The organism is Mesorhizobium sp. M0145 (assembly GCF_040322355.1).
Classification (GTDB): Bacteria; Pseudomonadota; Alphaproteobacteria; order Rhizobiales; family Rhizobiaceae; genus Mesorhizobium.
On the sequence record NZ_JAMYTK010000050.1, the window covers coordinates 1 to 16,778 of the forward strand.

The window sequence follows — 16,778 nt, forward strand, 5'->3', positions numbered from 1 at the left end:
GGGCTGCCCAGTTTGCTCGTGTGAGCCTGGCGGCCGTCAGGCCTGACAGTTTCTCGAATTCCGGGTTGGCGTAGACTACGCGCTCTTCACCGGTAAGGTCCGAAACAGCTATGGCGATCGGCACCTGGTCGAGGAATTTCTTGAACTGTTCGCTTTCGAGTGCTGTTGCAAGGTCAGGTGTATCAAGCAACTGCTCGACCGCCTCAGCCTTCTCTGAATCCGATGTCATTTGCGCGCCTGTTCTGTGCGGATGATATCAACAATGCGGCGCGCCTGCCATCGCTAAAACTGGAGCTGCATCTCACGTTTTGCATCGCGCATCTGACAACCAGCCCTGCATCGCGTAACGGCCGCACGTCTAGCATTGCGACCGGCCGAAGGAGAGCGGCAAGGATCGGCTACAATCCAGGTGCCTGGAATGTCGAAGCGACCGGTCAAGTGGGTACGCTGCGGAAGATCGATAGAGCAGGCATTCAGGGAGAATGAGTTCGCGTGCCGGCCTCGACGATACGTGCCGACACTGTCAACCTCATGACCACATGCGGGCTGAAAGAGCAGCGCTTCGCTCCAGCGGTAATTCAGGCCGCTAGCTGCCTAACTGCGGCAAGCCCATCGATCGTGTATGTTGAGACGCTATTGCCGATGCCTAAATATCGAACCCGTCATGGCAATCGTTGTGACGGGAAGCGCTCGCTTATGGGCTGTGCTGGAATGCGCATGAAGTATACGCCTGTGCGCCGCTTCGTTGATCTCTTGGCCTTCGAGGAAGTCGTCAATCTCATCGTATGTGAGACCGGGACGAGGTTCTCCAGGTCGGCGGTCGGGATCTTTTCAACAAGATCAGACGGAGCGCCCAGACACACTGCCAAGGCGCGAACTCTGCGCTTGTTCAGCCCGGAAAGAGGAAGAATGTCTGCGGCACCATCGCCGAACTTGGTGAAGAAGCCCATCAAGGCCTCGGCTGCTTCGAAGCGACTTCTGAAAAAGAAGTATGGGTTTGCTCTCATACCCTTTGCTGAAAAATGTTGTCATAGAGCGCATGGAATGCCACGCGCTTCGAATCGGAGTAGCCATCCGGGAAGCCTGAAGCCCCTTTGAAGCGCATGTCCGGCAGCTATTCATAGCGTGGATGACTTTGATCGAAACAAACGATTTCATAACTCTTCGGAAATCTTGCATGGACAAAAGCACGTCCGCACCGGTCACCCATCCAAAGGAGAAAATCTTCCATGCGCCCTGACGTGCAGTGGAGGTCGTGCCGAGAAGTGAGTTGCAACTGGCCGATCATGTCGGCGGTTCGACGCTAGTCGTCCCCAATGTTCCTGAGCTGCGAAGTCTTGCAGGCGAGCCAGCTGCCCAGCGCGATTCTGCTTGTGGCGGGCTTTTGCCGCAGGCAGTCCGCTCGTTTGGGCAGCGGATTGGAGACCCGGCCGGCAGCGCTACCATACAACATCAGCGCACTTTACATCTACGCGGTATTGCCGGGCTTCCAGTCGGTGCCATGTTTGGCCGACGAATGACGCGATGCGGCCTCCTGCACAAGCGAAGGCGTTATCGGATGTGCGACCGGGAAGCAGGCGGACAGTGCAGCACATGTCAGTCGCCTGTGCGACGGTCTTTCGGGGAATGAAATCGGGCCAGTTCACGGCGCGGCATTATTCGTCAACAGCCGCCCCTTCGCAAGGATATAGGCAGCCCGCGTCACAAGTTCGTGCTGCAGATGAAAACGGCATCGCCGGCATGCAAGTCAGCAGCCGCTCAAGATTCGATGATCCAGCCAAGCTCTCGGCGTCATGGAACGGCAGGCGCACGATCGAAGCATCTCATGTTGATTCAGGCGGACCCTTATGAGGCGTTCTTTGATGCCGGTGATGCCTGACAGGCGGTTGCAGCTGCAAGCGACAACGCGGCCTATTTAGTTGGAAACGGTCTGAGGCAGGCCAATTTGGCTTGCCCGTCACTATGTGGAGAAAGAAATGCTGTGTCTAGGAATTAGCGGCGGACTTGACCAAGTCCATGAAAACCGATTCGAGCTTCGGAACGCCTTTATGCACGATGGCGCCGCGGTGCTCGTCCGAGACGGACGGGTGATAGCAGCCGTCGAAGAGGAACGCCTCAATCGGATGAAACACTCCAACAAGCTCCCAATTCGTTCGATTCAATACTGTCTGTCAGCGGCGGGGGTTCAGCTCAACGACATTGATCGTGTCGCGCTCTACGCCAGCGAGCCCTATGCCAACGCCATGCTTGAAGGTATGTCCGCATCCCACCCGGACATTCTCTCCATTCCGTTGGATGCTAAAACGTTGGTGCAGGATCTGTTAACGCGTGAGTTCGGCACTAAGTTGGACAGTTCGCGTATTTCATTCGTAAGTCATCATCAGGCGCACGCCGTGAGCGCCTTTGCAATGTCGGGCTTCGAACAAAGTCTCATTCTAGCGATTGATGGCTCTGGTGATTTCCTATCGGGCCTCTTGGCGGTAGGGTCTGGCACAGAAATTACGCAACTCGAGGCTTTCCCCGAGAACAATTCTCTTGGGCTGTTTTATCTCGAGACGATCCGCTATCTCGGCTACGGCTTGTTCGACGAGTATAAGGTAATGGGACTCGCGCCCTACGGCGACCCCGCTCCCTATCGCGAGCTCTTCGAGCAGTTCTACGAGCTCTCCGCCAACGGCGGTGGCTACCGTGTTCACCTCGACCGCATCGGTCCGGCGTTGCTCCGCAATATCGAGGTCAGGCGAAAGGGAATGCCCTTCACCCAGCAGCATCGAGATGTGAGTGCGTCACTGCAGGAAGCGCTTGAGCGGATCGTGTTCCACATTCTCCGGCATCACCGTGAGGCCACCGGCATGAAGCGGTTGTGCCTGGCGGGGGGGGTGGCCCACAACTGCACGATGAACGGTAAGCTGCTGTATTCAGGGCTTTTCGAAGACATTTTCGTGCAACCCGCGTCTCACGACGCTGGCTGCGCATTGGGAGCTGCGCTGATAGTCTCTAACGAGATGGGCCGCCCCGCGCCGTGTGAGCGACTGCAGGAGGTCTATTGGGGTCCTGATCTCGGGAGCGAGCGCGCCGTGCAACAGGAACTGAATGCATGGGCCGGACATCTCGAGGTTGAACGCTCTGATGACGTGGCAAGCAGTGCAGCCGACTGGATCGCCAACGGCGCCGTGATCGGCTGGGTGCAGGGTCGTTCGGAGTTTGGGCCACGTGCGCTGGGCAACCGCAGCATTCTTGCCGACCCTCGGCCCGCCGCAAACAAGGACCGGATCAATGCGATGGTCAAGAAGCGCGAAGGCTATCGGCCCTTCGCGCCATCTGTGCTGGAGGAGGATGCGAGCGAATTTTTCGACCTCCCGGACGGTAGGCACGAATTTCCATTCATGAATTTCGTCGTTCGCGTGCGTGACTCAAAGCGCGCCTTGCTCGGTGCCATCACGCACGTCGACGGTACCGCTCGCCTCCAAACAGTATCGCGCAACGCCAATCCCGCGTACTGGGAGGTCATCAATGCGTTCAAGAAGCGCACAGGCACTCCAATTCTGCTCAATACGTCCTTTAACAACAATGCCGAACCGATCGTGGATTCGGTTGCAGACGCGATTGCCACCTTTCTGACGACAGAGCTGGATGGACTTGTGGTCGGGCCCTTCCTGGTAAAAAAGCGGGCTGCAACGCTGCAGGATTGGACTGCGCTTGCGGTTTCGTTGCCGCCCTATGTGTCCCTCCATCAAACCCGCGCTTACAAAGCGCCAGATCGTCGGGAGACTCACTGCGAGATCAGCACGACCCACTTCAGCAGTGACAGTGTACGAATTTCACACGACTTGTTTAATCTGCTGATGCGGATTGAGGGCGAAGCCATGTTGGGAGATCTCCTCAATACAATTGCGCCGGATCAGGGTAAGCGTGACGCTGTGATGGAGGGCCTGCGACGACTGTGGGAGCAGCGCCTCGTTCGGTTGCATCCCTCACAAGCTGCTCGCATGGATCAAGACTGCGATCAAACGCTGGACCAGCATAACAGGCTCTCAGCGTGATAGGGATGCCGCTATCCAAGCTCGGCGAATAAAGGTGTTCATCGACGCCGCCTGCCACCTAACCCCTGGCTGGCGGTCGACTTCATCACAGGGTTGATTCGTCCACTTCATGTTGGACGACCCGGACGCGCAGAAAAAAGCGCCTGCGGCGGGTCCTTTGTAACCACCATGATGCGGGACCACAGCGACAGGGCGTGCCGGAGACAGTCAATCCGGCCGGCGATGTCGTCGCTGGCGGCGACGGTCTCATTCAGGATCAGCATCGACCAAAGAGCGAGGCCACTGCCGTTATGCTCGAGATCTGGGGACGGCGGCTTGGCGAACGCCGTCTACTCGGCGTTTCTCGAACTCACTGCATGCAAGACCGTGACGAAGCCCTTCACATTGCGGGTCGGGACATAGCTGGCTTCTTGGCGCGCTACCACCGCTAGAGATGCAGACTTCGCCCGACAGCTCCTGCTGGAGCGCGGCTTGGATCTGATGGCAGAATTCTTGCGGAGACGCGGACAAGTGGGGAGCACTCCAACCCTACACACGCGTCACTGGGCTATCAGTGTTGACCGTATAATCTTCGGAATGGCAATGGCATATTTTACAAAGCACGACGGCAATCAAATTATATACCGCAGCTGGGAAGAGCCGGAACAGTCAAGCGCAAGGATGAGAATTTTGGTCCTCAAGCTTGATCATGTCGGCGACTTTTGGATGTCTCTAGGGCCCCTAAAGGACCTTCGTCAGCGTTTTGCGCATGCCCACATTACGCTGGTGGTGGGAAGCTGGAACATCGCTACTGCAAAACAGTTCGACCTCGCCGACGATCACATTGCTTTTGACTTTTTTCCTCGCAACCCAAAAGTCAAAACGCGCAAAGAAGCCGCCGACATAAGGCCGCTGCTGACCGGCGAGTTTGATCTTGCCATTGATATGCGTGTTCCGGAAGAAACAAGGCCCATCTTGCTTGAAGTCCCCGCCAGGCACCGTGCGGCGATAGTTGATCCGTACAGCATGCATCAGATCGATATTGCGATAGCGCCATTCAATCTGAAACTACGCAGAACCATTTTCTACAAGCTGGTCCAAAAAATAGGGCTTGCTAACACAATCCCCCGTAGATGGCTTGATTGGTTCATTGACCGTAAGCAGGTGCGTCTCCAGCATGTGTCAGAAATCCTCCTCTTTCTGGTCGCAAAGGCAGCTGCCTATTTCGAAAGCGGAGCGGGTCACCCACAGAATTCGACTACAGGCAATGCCCCGATTGTCGTGGCTCCGTTCTCCAATTCCAGCCTGCGAGATTGGCCGATTGAAAGTTTTGGCAAAGTTGTCGCTGCTCTTGCGACCCGTGGTGAGGTGGTCCTCGTTGGCCGTGGCGAATGCCTGGAAGCGCTTGAGGAGGTTGCGAAGATAGCTAGGGAACGTGGAGCCGCGAACATTCGGACGGCTGTCGACTTGTCAGAATTGGAATTCAATTGTCTCGTGAATTCGGCCGCGCTCGTCGTTTCGAACAATTCAGGCACCGGCCATGTCGCTGCCCAGCTTGGCCGCCCTACTATCGGCATTTTCACGGCGTCACATCTACCGGAGATTTGGGGGTTTCGAGGTCCCTTGGTCAGCATGCTTATGAGTGTTATTGAATGTCGCGGATGTGGTCTGGACCAAGTGCGGCATTGTCCGGTCAAAGTCCGATGCAAGTTCGACATCACGCCGGATCTCGTGATTGCCGAGGTAAACGCCTTGATGAGTCATTGTAAGGGTACGGCACAAGCTTAGTGGCTCGCGGTCACCACAACCGCGATTGCCCAGCCCTTGTCGCTGATTCAATCGCTACAATCATCTAAAGGCCGAAATTCAGAATCGAATCGACTTGTTCGAAGGACCGCAGTGGCGATGTCACATTGGCCGACAGGTGGCATAGAGCGGCGCCTGAGAATGAAAGTGCCGCCGCCCAGCCTTCATAGCCGTTCCTCCTTTGTGGCGTGACGGCCCGAAAGTCGCCATCGCGTCAGATGTTCATCAGGTTCGGGATAGCCGGGGCTCGTCCGGCGACAGTCATGGCAGCGACTTCGCTTCTGGACCCGCTCATCCGGCCGCCAAAAACAAATGCGCTTCCTAAGCCGTAATTGATCCGCCGGAGCTGACCAAAGCCACCTTGCTCTGGGTTGCGGCAATGGCGACTGGGGCGAGAAGCCGAGAAGAACCGATGCGGCGAGAAATCCTGAGACCATCCGCCACGAGACGTCGTCAGGGAACGTAGTATTGCGTTCCGCGTTACACTAACGTATATAGGTCCGCAGCACAGGAGCGCGCCATGGCCACCACACCCACCAGGAAGGAAGCACCCGTCTCGATGCGGTTTCGCGACGATGATCTCACCATCATCGACCGCGGCGCGGAGCTGCTCGGCCTGTCGCGCACGGAGTTCATGCGGCGCGCCGCGCTGCACGAGGCGCAGGCGGCCATCCTCAACGAAACCGTCATCCGCGTGTCCCCGGAAGCCTATGCCGCCTTCATGCAGGCGATCTCAGCCCCGGCCGCTGCGCCCCCGGCGAAGGCGGCCGAGCGGCTGCGTCGGTCCCCGCCCTGGGACCGCTAGGTGGCGCTTTCAGGCATCGAACTCCTCGACCACGCACACCGCCTCGACAGCTTCGATTGCGGCAAGCCGGCGCTCAATGCTTGGCTGGCCGGCTTCGCGCGAACGAACCAGGCCCGCGGGTTTACCCGCGTCCTGGTCGTTCACGACGAGGGAACAGTCGTCGGGTATTACGGCCTCGCGCCGGGCGTGATCCAGCCAAATAGCGCACCGCGCGCCATCCGCACCGGACGCCCGCCCGATCCGATCCCCTGCCTGCTGATCGGACAACTCGCCGTCGACCACCGCTATGCCGGACAAGGCGTCGGTAGCGGCTTGGTCAAGGACGCGCTGTATCGCTGCGTCGCCGGCGCCGATATCGTCGGCGGTCGCGCGGTGGTGGTGCGGGCGATCGACGCCGAGGCAGAGCGCTACTGGCAGAGCTGGGGCTTCATTCCCGCGCGGGACAATCCGTCGGTGCTCATGCGCTCGATCCAGGACGTGAGCCTCTGGCTGGCCGACAAAGGCCACTAGCTCCGCGCGCGTAGCGCCTCCGGAAGCGGCAGGTCTGCGCGCCGGCCTGCCGCCAACCGGGCTCTAGTTGCGGCGTCTGTCGCTCCCCGAGCCGGCTTCGCCGTCTCGGCGTTCGGGTGACCCCTCACGCAGGGCCAGAGGGAGACGGCGGTCAGAGCGAGGGAGCCCTGGAGAGAAGGGAAAGTCATGATGTCGATGATTTTCATAGGGGGTTCACGCGAGATATTTGAGCTGCCGGAACCTGCCATCGCTCGGATCCGCCCAATCGTTGTTGCCGTGCACGGCGTGCTTATTGGCGACGCGTCTGGAGCCGATGCCGAGGCGCAAGGCCTGCTCGCGGGCTACGGCTACAAACATGTCGGGGTCTTCCATGCGGCCACCAGCACCTCAGATTGTGTGAGGTCCACGGCTCGCTCGTTTCCGCCGACGGCGGCGCGGCGGGCGTCGGTATACGCAGGGCGGGTCCGTCGCCTTGGCCTCAGTTTCGGGGCAATGGCAAGCCCCGGTCCGCGCGGCGCCGAGTTGGGCGGAAAGATCGACGGCGCGCAACGCGGGGCTCCTACGCGACGAGCAGTTTTCCCCCCGGTCTGACCCGGCCTCGACTCCAGATGCCGCAATGACCGTCGCGGCCCGGCGCGATTGATCGGGTCTCATGCCCAAAGCTGCCTCGGTGCCCAGTAGCGGCACCGCATTGCCCCTCCCAGGCGCTGCGCCAGTAAAGCGTCGGCGAGCCAGCATCCGACGGTGCGTTCGAAGCGATCTCATTCGGCGGCCATGATCGCGCCGGTCACCATGCCGCAGCGGAAAGCTGCCGAAGCTCGTCCGGCCAGGTCGCTGACCGCCTCGTCGTCACGGGCTCAGCGGGATGGGCTGCCAGTTCACGCCCGGCCAATAGCATCCGGCCCGCGGCGCCGACCTCGTCTCCCGGTCGTGTGACCAGAAGAACATCGCGAAGTGCGGCTTCATCCTCGACGCCGCGAGCCTGCTTCGCCGTACCGCGGCCGCCGAAAGCCCCTAGGCGCTGTCACCAGGCGCCAGCCCACCTCTCTAGCTGGCGGACCATCGCATTGAGCGCGCCGATGGCCGGACCGGCAGTGTTGCAATGTCCTCAATGCGCCGCAACTGTTTGGGTCGGGGGCAACCCTGCGCAACCAGGCCGGCACCGCCGTCGTCGGCGCGGCTTCCGTGGCACCGGGAAGAGTGCCGTGGTGGCGCACGAGGGTTTTGGCTCAGAACCATGGAACACGATGGATGATCGCGGCGCTTTTGTAGAGCGAACGATAAGTCTTGCACGACCAGCCATTTATCCCTCGCCAATTCCATGCCGCGGGCAACCAGCAGGCGAACCCCGTCCGGACTGAGTACCCGTTTCAACGCGGGCAAAAGAAGTTGTGTAGCCATGTCACGAAATGCTTGGTCCGCTTCTCTGCCGGCCGATGGTCCATGAAATCCCCTCCCCACCCATGACACCAGACACCTCCTTGCCAATATGCCGATCAAGCACTGGCCTCCATGGTACCAGCGTGAACTCGCGCGCCTTCTCGACTATGACGTATTTGCCGCTGGCAAGGTCGATCGAGCGGCGCAATCGACCCTCTATTCGATCACCAGGCTGCGCTTCGGAATACGAGAGTCCGAGTTCGTCAGACAGTTGACCGGCCACGCGGTTCAACTCGCGTTGGCGCAGCATCGAAAGCATGTTCGCGCGATAGATGACCCGATCCTGCGCTTCATGCGCGAGACCTTGCGCGATCAGCCACTGCTGTCGACGGGCCTGGACCTGACGTACTTCGCGACCGAAGCCAGAGTCACGCAAGGGCTCAGGATGAGCTGATACGAGCTCCTGGTCGATCCAGGTGGCGCCGTCGAACCTGACTTGTCTCTCCAGCGGCGTCGATGAGAGCTTGTCAACCGTGACAGGCTCGGCCCCGGCCCGCTGACGCTCGTAGTCAGACACACGGTCGAGATGATCCGGTGCGACGATCCATGTACCGTCCGGCTCGCGCTCGACACCACCGGTCGCCCGGCGGATCGCCTCCAGTCGCCGCACGTGCGTTTCGGCAAAGCGTTCGGTGGCCGACGGGTCATGCTTGAGATGGATATCGATGCTGTAGCGCCCGTCATGGGCCGTGGCGATCTCGGCAATTGTGCGGTCGACTTGCCTTGGCCCGGTGTCCCTCGGCGTGACCCGCACTATGCAGCGCTCTGGCGTCGGTTGGGTGGCCTCGCCTTTGCCGATATCAACATAGTGGCTTTTGCCGTCCACGCCGTCGACGACGAGGTAATGGCGGTCAGTGATTTCGTCGGCCAGGCCGCGCGCAACGATGCGGCCGACGACAGGCTGCATCTGCTCTGCAGATCGATCATGGATAACATAGTCGGCGGCACTGCGGGCGAGCCCCTTGCCGGTCAGTTCGCGGTGCATGGTCTTGATGATGTCGCCCCGCTCGCCGATGCGGCGCAGCGTCGCTTCAAGCTCGCCATCAAGGCGCCAGCGGCCCGAGCCGACTTCCTCAGCCAGACCCATCCGCTCGAGCTTGCGCAGGCGGCCCTGGTGCAGCGTCTGGCGAAACGTGTCTCGGCTGGCCGGTGAGACATGCCCCTCATGGTCGCGCATGCGGAGCAGCTGCCGATCGATGCTGGTGAAGCGTTCCCGCTCCATTTCCTGGCGCAGGCGTTGCTCGATCTCGCGGTCCGTTCTCGGGCCAAGGTCGAGGCTGACCAGCTCGGCCGCCCGTTCACGGATTCCAGACGAGATGTAGTCTCGCGCGATGACAAGATTTTCGCCGCGGTCATCCTTGCCGCGGACTATAATATGGGTATGCGGATGACCAGTGTTGAAATGATCGACAGCGACCCAGTCGAGCTTTGTGCCGAGGTCTTCTTGCATCTGCGCCATGAGGCGCCGCGTGAGCGGCTTGAGGTCGTCATACTCGATGCCGTCTTCAGGTGCGACGATGAAGCGGAACTGATGCCGGTCGCCATCGGCACGATCGATGAAGGCCTTGCCATCAACGCGGTCGCTGTCGGCGCTATAGAGCTCGCCAGGCTCGCCTTCGCGGGTGACGCCGTCGCGCTGGAGGTAGCGAAGGTGTGCACGTGCCCCGTCAACACCCTTGCCGGCCAGCTTGACGATACGCGCCTTGACGACGGCGCGCCGCTGCCGAAACGCCGCGTGGGGGTCGCGCGCTCTGAGAACGGCGGCAGCAGCCCCGCCGCGCCCCGCCCGGCTTCCGATGAAGCGGCCACGGCGACCGCTGCCGCCGCCGGCTCGGTTGATCGCGGCGCGGATCTGGCCGGCGAAACGCTTGCCTGCCTTCGAGCCGCGCGATCCGATTTTGCCCAGGCTCGGCTTGAACTCTTCATCCTGCATTGAGCCTCCTAGCAATCTTTAGGAGAATCAAAGCTTTGTCGGCAGAAGCTCTCCTGACGCTGAAGGCAGCCTCCATGAAAAACGATGTGCAGACAAAGACTTCGCCGCCTCCAGGAGGCGATGCCTTTATCTTGCCTTCCCGGACCTGCCTCCCTGCCCCGCCCGACCCACGGTACCCCTGCCCTCACCTGCGATCCGGCCGGCCTGACCTTGCTCGCTCCGATCCGAGCGGCACCACAATTTGGCCATTCGGATCGGTCGCGGAAACACCGTTTCGCAGGAAAAACAGCGACTGCCCGGACGGGATTTCCGGCGCTTTTCCGGAACGGGATTTGCCGGTGAACGCGTCCATGTCGGCGGCCGAAATCCCCGCAGCCTTGAGCTCTTCCAGATACGAAACCGTCTCGCTGGGCAGCGGTCGCCCACGCTGCAAATGCTGTTCGTAGCGGTCCGGCCCAGCGTTATAGGCGGCAAACAGGCCGGGAAAGCCGAAGCGGTCATACATGGCGTGCAGATAGGCAGTGCCTGCCAGAATGTTGTCGCGAGGGTCGTGCGGATCGGCCCCCAGGCCAAACTCTGCGCGCATCTCCTCGTAGGTGCCGGGCATCACCTGCATGAGGCCAATGGCGCCGGCGTGTGAGGCGATCGGCCGCCCGTCCAGCATTGTCTGCCCCCGGCTTTCGGCATCCATGACGGCATAAATCCAGGGCTGTGGAATGCTGAAACGCCGGCTTGCTTCGGCTATCAAGTGCTGCCATCGTTGGAGCTGCGGACCACGGGAGATGGCGGCCGGCTGAGCGTCGGTCGCGGCGGAACAGGCGCATGGCGCTATCGCGACCATGCCGAGCATCAGGAGGGTTACTCGGTCCATAGCGGCACGAGCCTCCCGGCAATATTTTCGGCCGGCACCGGCCCGAAATAGCGGCTGTCGAAGGAGCGGTTTCTATCGTTGCCGAGCAGGAAAAACTCGTCGGCGGCGAGCTTGCGGCAGGCATTCCACCAAGATAGCGGACGGTGCTGCGTGTCGGTTGCCAGCCGGCGCGCGACGATCTCGCCGCCGATGATGATGGCGTCGCCGAAGGCGCAGACATGCTCGCCAGGCAGCGCGGCAAGGCGCTTGACCAGCGGCACATTGCTGGGCAGATAGAAGCGTTCGGCGGCGAGATCGGCGACCGGTTTTGGCGGGCGGACGAGCACGAGATCGCCACGAGCCGGCGATCCGGACGCGACGCGATAGAGGCCGACCGGCGCACTGGCCGAGGCGTTCCAGACCAGCCAGGGCGATGGGTTGTCGAAAGCGGCGAAGCCGATCAGGCTGAGGCCTATTGTGGCCACGGCGATCGTCTTGCGCGCCCGAATGCGCCGCAGATGGCTGCCGATCAGACGGATAGTGGGACGCCGGCTCATGAGCGGCCTCCCTCACCGGCCGAGCCGGAATTGTGCCCGCCATCCTCGGGCCTGGTCTCCTGCGCGCGTCCCTTCGACCAGTCGTCGAGCTCGTCGATGTGATAGCGGACATAGCGGCCGTGCTTGCGGAATTGCGGGCCACCGCCCTTGAGCCGCATCTTCTCCAGCGTGCGCTGGGATAGCCCGATATAGAAGGCGGCCTGCGCGGTGTTGAGAAACGGACTGCCCTTCTTCGCGCGGGCCGCGCGTTCGTTTTCTTCGTCCATGATGATCCTCGTTTCGTTACGGACAAGCGAAGGCGAGGATCGGCGAGCGAGATCGTTTTGGGGACGGGCGAAGAGTGGGGGGCGAGTTTTCGCCGCCCCCTCCCGAAAGAGCCCCGCGCCGGTTGCGGCGCGGGGCTCGAGGCTGGCGGTTCAGTCGACCGGGTTCCAGATGATGGCGTATGTGTCGTCGTCATCCTGGCCGGCGGCGCGGCCGAGATTGGCGTAGAGCTTGCGCGGGCCGAACTCCGGGGCGGCAATCGACAGGCTCACATAGTCCTTGCCGGAGGTCTCGCCGGTGCGGATCCAGCCGGCCCCTACTTCGACCCCTTGCGTCAGCACCCGAAAGTCGGGATGGGTGTCGGCGCTCTTTGCCTGATTGGGCACGATGTCGATGTCGGCGCGCACGCTGAGCGTCTTGAGCTGGCCCTTGTAGCCGCCGTTTTCCTGTTTGGTGACGTATCCGATCGCGGTCATTTTTAGTCTCCTTTTGGTGCTCGCCGGGGACCATTCCCCTGCGATGGTGGACCGTGATGGGCGCGTCCGGACCGCCGGAACCGGGACGGCCGCAGCGATAGCGGAGGACCCGAGCGGGCAGCTTTTTTGAAGCGAAGCGGCGCGAGGAAGCCGCCGCAGGCGGCGGGGAAAAAAGCTGCTGGCGAGGGTTTCGGGCGGGCCGGATCCGCCCATAGGTCGTCAAGCCAGCCGCAGGGGAATGGTCCCTGAGACACATGGAGACAGGTGGCGCGATCGGCGGCACAACGAGCAGGCGGCATTACAGGGCGCTGGCTGCGGGGGCTCTGTCGGCAACCGGATCAGTAATTGGCCCATGCGCGGAGCGCCTCGGCAAGCAACCCGGCGCGGTGCAGGGCTGCCGAAATGGGGGCGAGTTGGCGTCGGGATTTCTCGCGCAAGGCACTGGCTCGACAAGACGACCAATCGGCAGCCGACGCGGCCCGGAGCGGCGCGCGCGACCTGAGCGGCGGCACTCGAGAGAACCGCCGCTTGAGGCTGATCGGTTCATTCGCGCACGAACAGCGGCTGCATTTGTGCCCACTGATCGGCGGTGCGGAAGCCGCCGCGGCTGGTGTAGCTTTCGGCTGGGAATTCCATCCAGCGCGGCAGCCAGGCCTCGACCTTCTGGCGGCCATTCTCGCCCGCCAGGAAGTCGCGGATGATCTTCTTTTGCGTCTTGACCTTCTCGGCGACATTGCCGTCCGCGACCAGCTTGCCGCCGACCTCGGCCAGCATCGAATTGGCGATTTCCTTGTCGCGCAAGAGGTCGAAGAAAGCGTCGTCCGGTTGCCACCATGCGCCCATATCGACATTCAGATGGTTGCCGAGCGCCTCGATGACGGCGCTGCCGGCTGCAAGCGTATCGGCCATGACAAGGGTGAGAACGCGCATGACATCGTCGTCGCAGAGCGCCAAGAGGCGCGCGAAGACGCCGGCGATAGCAAAGGCGTCGCCATTGCCGCCGGCGACCACGCCACCATCCTCATCCGGTGATCCGAGCAGGGCCAACACCTCGCGCCGCTTTTTGCCGAATGCAGCTTCGGCCTTGCAGCCGGCAAGGCTGGCAGTCACCGTTTCGTTGACTGCGCGCTGTGGCTCACGGCGCACCTGCCACAGGCCGGAACCGGTGATGGCGTGCGCCACCACGAGGCGCAGCGCCACGGCGGGATGGTCGAGCATGGCCGCGCGCACAGCGGCATGGCGATGCAGATCGACATAGTTCTGCATCGGGCCGGTGACTTCAGGGCGCGGCGGCTTGGCGGCTGTTTCTTCTTGCTCACCGCCCTCGCGGGCGCGGCGGGCTTCCTTGCGTGACAGCCAGCCCTCGTGACACTCGACCTCGCCGCGATACGTGACCGCGATGAAGACCTTGCCGCCCTTCTTCTTCGGCGTCTTCTCGTGGTCCCATGGGTGGAAATACTGGCCCGGTTCCAGCAGCACCACCTCGCTCCAGCCGTCGTTGAGATAGGTGTCGCGTCTGGCAGCAATCGCTTCGTTCTGCTTTTGCCAGAACAGGTCGGCATCGGCGAAATAGCTGTCCTCGCCGAACAGGTCCGAGGTGATCAGGCCGGGATATTCGTCGATGGCAAACAGCGCCACCTTGGTGGAAATCGACTGGCCGCCGAACAGCCATTGCTTCAATTGAAAGCCACGCGGCGCGTATTGATCGGGATCGGCACAGAGTGCCAGCCAGTCCTTCTGCTGCGCCTTGGACGCCATGGTGAGATGGCGCACCGTCTCGGTATCGATCTCCTCGCGCCGGTAGGCTTCGCGGATTTTGGGCAAGAGGTCGCCAAGTGCCAGAATGCGTTTGACCTTCAGGTCAGTGATGCCGAAGGTCGCAGCGATATCGGGAACGGTGCGGCCTTGCCTGACGAGCCGCGAAAACGTCTCCCATTGCGATACTTCGTCAGGATCGAGGCGGGCGAGGTTTTCGATCAGCGAAGCTTCCAGCGCATCGGCGTCATCACCGTCCTCCATGATGGCGCAGGGCAAGGGATCGCCTTCGCCGCGCTCGTCGGCAAGCGATTTCGCGGCGAAATAGCGCCGCCTGCCGGCGACGATCTCGAAGGTTTCCGGCTGGCCGTTCGGCCGCACAAGGAGAGGCACCAGCACGCCGCGCGCACGCACGGAGGGCAGGATGTCGGATATGTCGGGCGCGCGTTTTCCATGGCGCATGTTGAGCGCGGAAATGTTGAGCTGATCCAAGGGAATGTGGGCAAGCTGCATGGTTACTCTCCTTTCGCTTTGGTTGAGGTTGTCCCCGCCGCAGAGGCCGAAGGCCGGCGCGGCGGGACGGTTTTTGCGCCTATCGGCGCTGCTGTTCCGCCGTGTCGGGCGGAAGCTCGGAATGGGGCTTTGAAAGGGCGTCTGCTGCCTGCCGCAGAAGTCGCTCGGCCTCGGTGATGTGGCCGCAAATGCGAGCGGCTTCGGCATAGACGGAGAGCGGAAAGCGCGCCTGGAAATGCAGGTCGCGCTCTATGCCGAGGCCAAGCGGACCTTTTACGGATGCAAGCTCGGCCAGACTGACGCTGCCGAGTTCGGGGAAGCCGAAGCCGAGATCGCAAAGGCCGAACAGCGTGTCGCCATCGGCGTCGAGTTCGGTCAAAAGCCACGTCGCGGCACCTGGGGGATTAAACAGTTTCACAACGGGAAAATGGTCGATGTCGGCCTCGGCGGCGCCATTGGCGAGCAGTCGTGCGCGCAGTGGATCGGTGATCAGGATCATGGAAAGACTCCTTGTCAGAACAGGTCGAGTTGATTTCTGCTGGCTTCATCGAAGAGGCCGATATCGAGCGGCTTTTGCGCCGCGCGCGGACACATCGGCGCGTCCATCAGGAGGGTGAGCCGATCGCGCGTGGTGATCGGCCGGACACCGGGAATGAGCATCTGCTCGCCTTGCGGCGTCGGCTCGCTCGCGGTCAGTTGAGGATCGCGCATCGTCATGCCGCAATCCCTTCCTGCGCCTCGCCTTCGGCATCGGCCTGAAGGCCAAACAGGAAATCGGCGGCCTTGGAAGCAAGACTGGCGGCACGGAAGATGGCGCGATTGTCCTCGCGCAGCACCTTCAGCCATGAGCCGATGTAATCGGCATGACGCACGGTCGGCTCGATACCGAGATTGCTGCAGACGAAGGCGGCAGTGATTTCGGCGACCAATTCTTCACGCGCGTAAGCCTTGGAGCCGAACGAGCCGGAGAGGTCGCGAGCAAGCCGCGTCGGGTGGCCGGTCCAGTGGCCAAGCTCGTGAAAGCAGGTCCGGTAATAGTCGATCTGGTGATGGAACGCCGGCTGCGGCGGCACCTGAATGTGGTCGCTGCCCGGCATGTAGAAAGCGCGATCGCCGCCGACCCTGAAATCCGCACCGCTGGCGCGAATGAGCGTCTCGGCCTGCGGCACGATCTCGCACTGAGGCAGCGGCTCGGCGGCGGCATAGAGGTCTTCCGGAAGATTATCGCACTGCGCGACATTGAAGACGGTGAAGCGCTTCAAAAAAGGCACGGCCTGTGGTTCATCGCCCTCGTGGCGTGCGCGCTCCTTCTCGTCCTTGGGGACAAAGCGGTCGGCATGCACGATGGTCGTGCCGCGCTCGCCCTTCCTGACATTGCCGCCAAGCACGAGCGCCTGCCGGAAGGTGAGCCAGTTCTGGCTGGGATAGCTGCGCTCGATGACCGCGCTCCACAGGATGAGGATATTGATTCCGGAATAGGTGCGCCCAGAGGATGCATTCCTCGGCAGGCCAAGGCCTGCCCTTGCGCTGCCCCATGGCTTGACCCATGGCACGGTGCCGCGCTCCAGCTCGGCAATGATGCGATCGGTGATCTCCTGATAAAGGCTGGCGCCGGGGCGCCCGCCCTTGCCTGCGCCAGCCTCTGTGCTGGCACAACGCTTGCTGTTTGCATGCATCGTCTCATCCTCCGCTCGCCAATCGCCGCGCCTTTCCCCGGAAGCGGGGTGGGCGGCGAGTCGCGACCGGAAAGGCCCGCCGTGGGAGGCGGACCGCATCCGAAGGACCGGAACGAAGAGGAGGACCCTGAGCGGCACGCGAAGGGTTGCGGGCTGCCGCGGCGGGCCTAG

At 61.9% G+C, this 16,778-nt stretch carries 15 protein-coding genes and 2 pseudogenes; 4 read left to right on the top strand and 13 right to left on the bottom strand.

Annotated features, from left to right (window positions below):
• On the bottom strand, positions 1–229 hold a 229-nt coding region (locus NKJ28_RS32380; protein WP_352638511.1), incomplete at its 3' end, for a PAS domain-containing protein.
• A gap of 404 nt (positions 230–633) precedes the next feature.
• Positions 634–965 (bottom strand): annotated as a pseudogene (nadE, locus tag NKJ28_RS32385) (NAD(+) synthase); the annotation flags it as partial.
• 1,011 nt (positions 966–1,976) lie between these two features.
• Here nadE and NKJ28_RS32390 point away from each other — a divergent pair.
• The 4 genes from NKJ28_RS32390 (at position 1,977) to NKJ28_RS32405 (ending at position 7,143) form a co-directional block, all read left to right on the top strand.
• Entirely contained in the window at positions 1,977–4,043 is a 2,067-nt protein-coding gene (locus NKJ28_RS32390; RefSeq protein ID WP_352638524.1) for a carbamoyltransferase family protein, read from the top strand.
• A 582-nt stretch (positions 4,044–4,625) separates the two neighbouring features.
• Complete coding sequence (locus NKJ28_RS32395) at positions 4,626–5,810, top strand: glycosyltransferase family 9 protein (RefSeq protein WP_352638513.1); 1,185 nt, start codon at positions 4,626–4,628, stop codon at positions 5,808–5,810.
• Positions 5,811–6,348: 538 nt separating this feature from the next.
• A complete protein-coding gene (locus NKJ28_RS32400; RefSeq protein WP_352638514.1) occupies positions 6,349–6,633 on the top strand; it encodes a type II toxin-antitoxin system TacA family antitoxin in 285 nt (94 codons plus the stop codon).
• Complete coding sequence (locus NKJ28_RS32405) at positions 6,634–7,143, top strand: GNAT family N-acetyltransferase (RefSeq protein ID WP_352453588.1); 510 nt, start codon at positions 6,634–6,636, stop codon at positions 7,141–7,143. It abuts the gene before it with no gap.
• Between the two features lie 213 nt (positions 7,144–7,356).
• On the opposite strand, the gene NKJ28_RS32410 is transcribed toward NKJ28_RS32405, so the two are convergent.
• The 11 genes and pseudogenes from NKJ28_RS32410 to NKJ28_RS32460 all read right to left on the bottom strand — a co-directional run bounded on the left by NKJ28_RS32410 (position 7,357) and on the right by NKJ28_RS32460 (position 16,607).
• Positions 7,357–7,515 (bottom strand): hypothetical protein, encoded by a 159-nt coding sequence (locus NKJ28_RS32410; protein ID WP_352638525.1) that lies wholly within the window; start codon positions 7,513–7,515, stop codon positions 7,357–7,359.
• Positions 7,516–7,520: 5 nt separating this feature from the next.
• A pseudogene (locus NKJ28_RS32415) lies at positions 7,521–7,607 on the bottom strand (SMC-Scp complex subunit ScpB); the annotation flags it as partial.
• 938 nt (positions 7,608–8,545) lie between these two features.
• Positions 8,546–10,516: a relaxase/mobilization nuclease RlxS gene (rlxS, locus tag NKJ28_RS32420; protein WP_352638516.1), complete on the bottom strand. Its 1,971-nt coding sequence runs from the start codon at positions 10,514–10,516 to the stop codon at positions 8,546–8,548.
• A 184-nt stretch (positions 10,517–10,700) separates the two neighbouring features.
• The gene (locus tag NKJ28_RS32425) at positions 10,701–11,387 is read right to left on the bottom strand and encodes a lytic transglycosylase domain-containing protein (RefSeq protein WP_352638517.1); all 687 of its coding nucleotides are present in this window, start codon (positions 11,385–11,387) and stop codon (positions 10,701–10,703) included.
• Entirely contained in the window at positions 11,375–11,923 is a 549-nt protein-coding gene (lepB, locus tag NKJ28_RS32430) for a signal peptidase I (RefSeq protein WP_352638518.1), read from the bottom strand. The genes NKJ28_RS32425 and lepB overlap by 13 nt, the downstream gene beginning before the upstream one ends.
• On the bottom strand, positions 11,920–12,189 hold the full coding sequence (locus NKJ28_RS32435) for a helix-turn-helix transcriptional regulator (protein ID WP_352638519.1): 270 nt from the start codon (positions 12,187–12,189) through the stop codon (positions 11,920–11,922). The genes lepB and NKJ28_RS32435 overlap by 4 nt, the downstream gene beginning before the upstream one ends.
• Before the next feature lie 150 nt (positions 12,190–12,339).
• A complete protein-coding gene (locus NKJ28_RS32440; RefSeq protein WP_023672372.1) occupies positions 12,340–12,663 on the bottom strand; it encodes a DUF736 domain-containing protein in 324 nt (107 codons plus the stop codon).
• Between the two features lie 543 nt (positions 12,664–13,206).
• Positions 13,207–14,931: a ParB/RepB/Spo0J family partition protein gene (locus NKJ28_RS32445; RefSeq protein WP_352638521.1), complete on the bottom strand. Its 1,725-nt coding sequence runs from the start codon at positions 14,929–14,931 to the stop codon at positions 13,207–13,209.
• Positions 14,932–15,010: 79 nt separating this feature from the next.
• Positions 15,011–15,430 (bottom strand): DUF2958 domain-containing protein, encoded by a 420-nt coding sequence (locus tag NKJ28_RS32450; RefSeq protein ID WP_352638522.1) that lies wholly within the window; start codon positions 15,428–15,430, stop codon positions 15,011–15,013.
• Between the two features lie 14 nt (positions 15,431–15,444).
• Positions 15,445–15,648: a hypothetical protein gene (locus tag NKJ28_RS32455; protein ID WP_352549568.1), complete on the bottom strand. Its 204-nt coding sequence runs from the start codon at positions 15,646–15,648 to the stop codon at positions 15,445–15,447.
• The gene (locus NKJ28_RS32460; protein WP_352638523.1) at positions 15,645–16,607 is read right to left on the bottom strand and encodes an ArdC family protein; all 963 of its coding nucleotides are present in this window, start codon (positions 16,605–16,607) and stop codon (positions 15,645–15,647) included. The genes NKJ28_RS32455 and NKJ28_RS32460 overlap by 4 nt, the downstream gene beginning before the upstream one ends.
• Positions 16,608–16,778 lie beyond the last annotated feature (171 nt).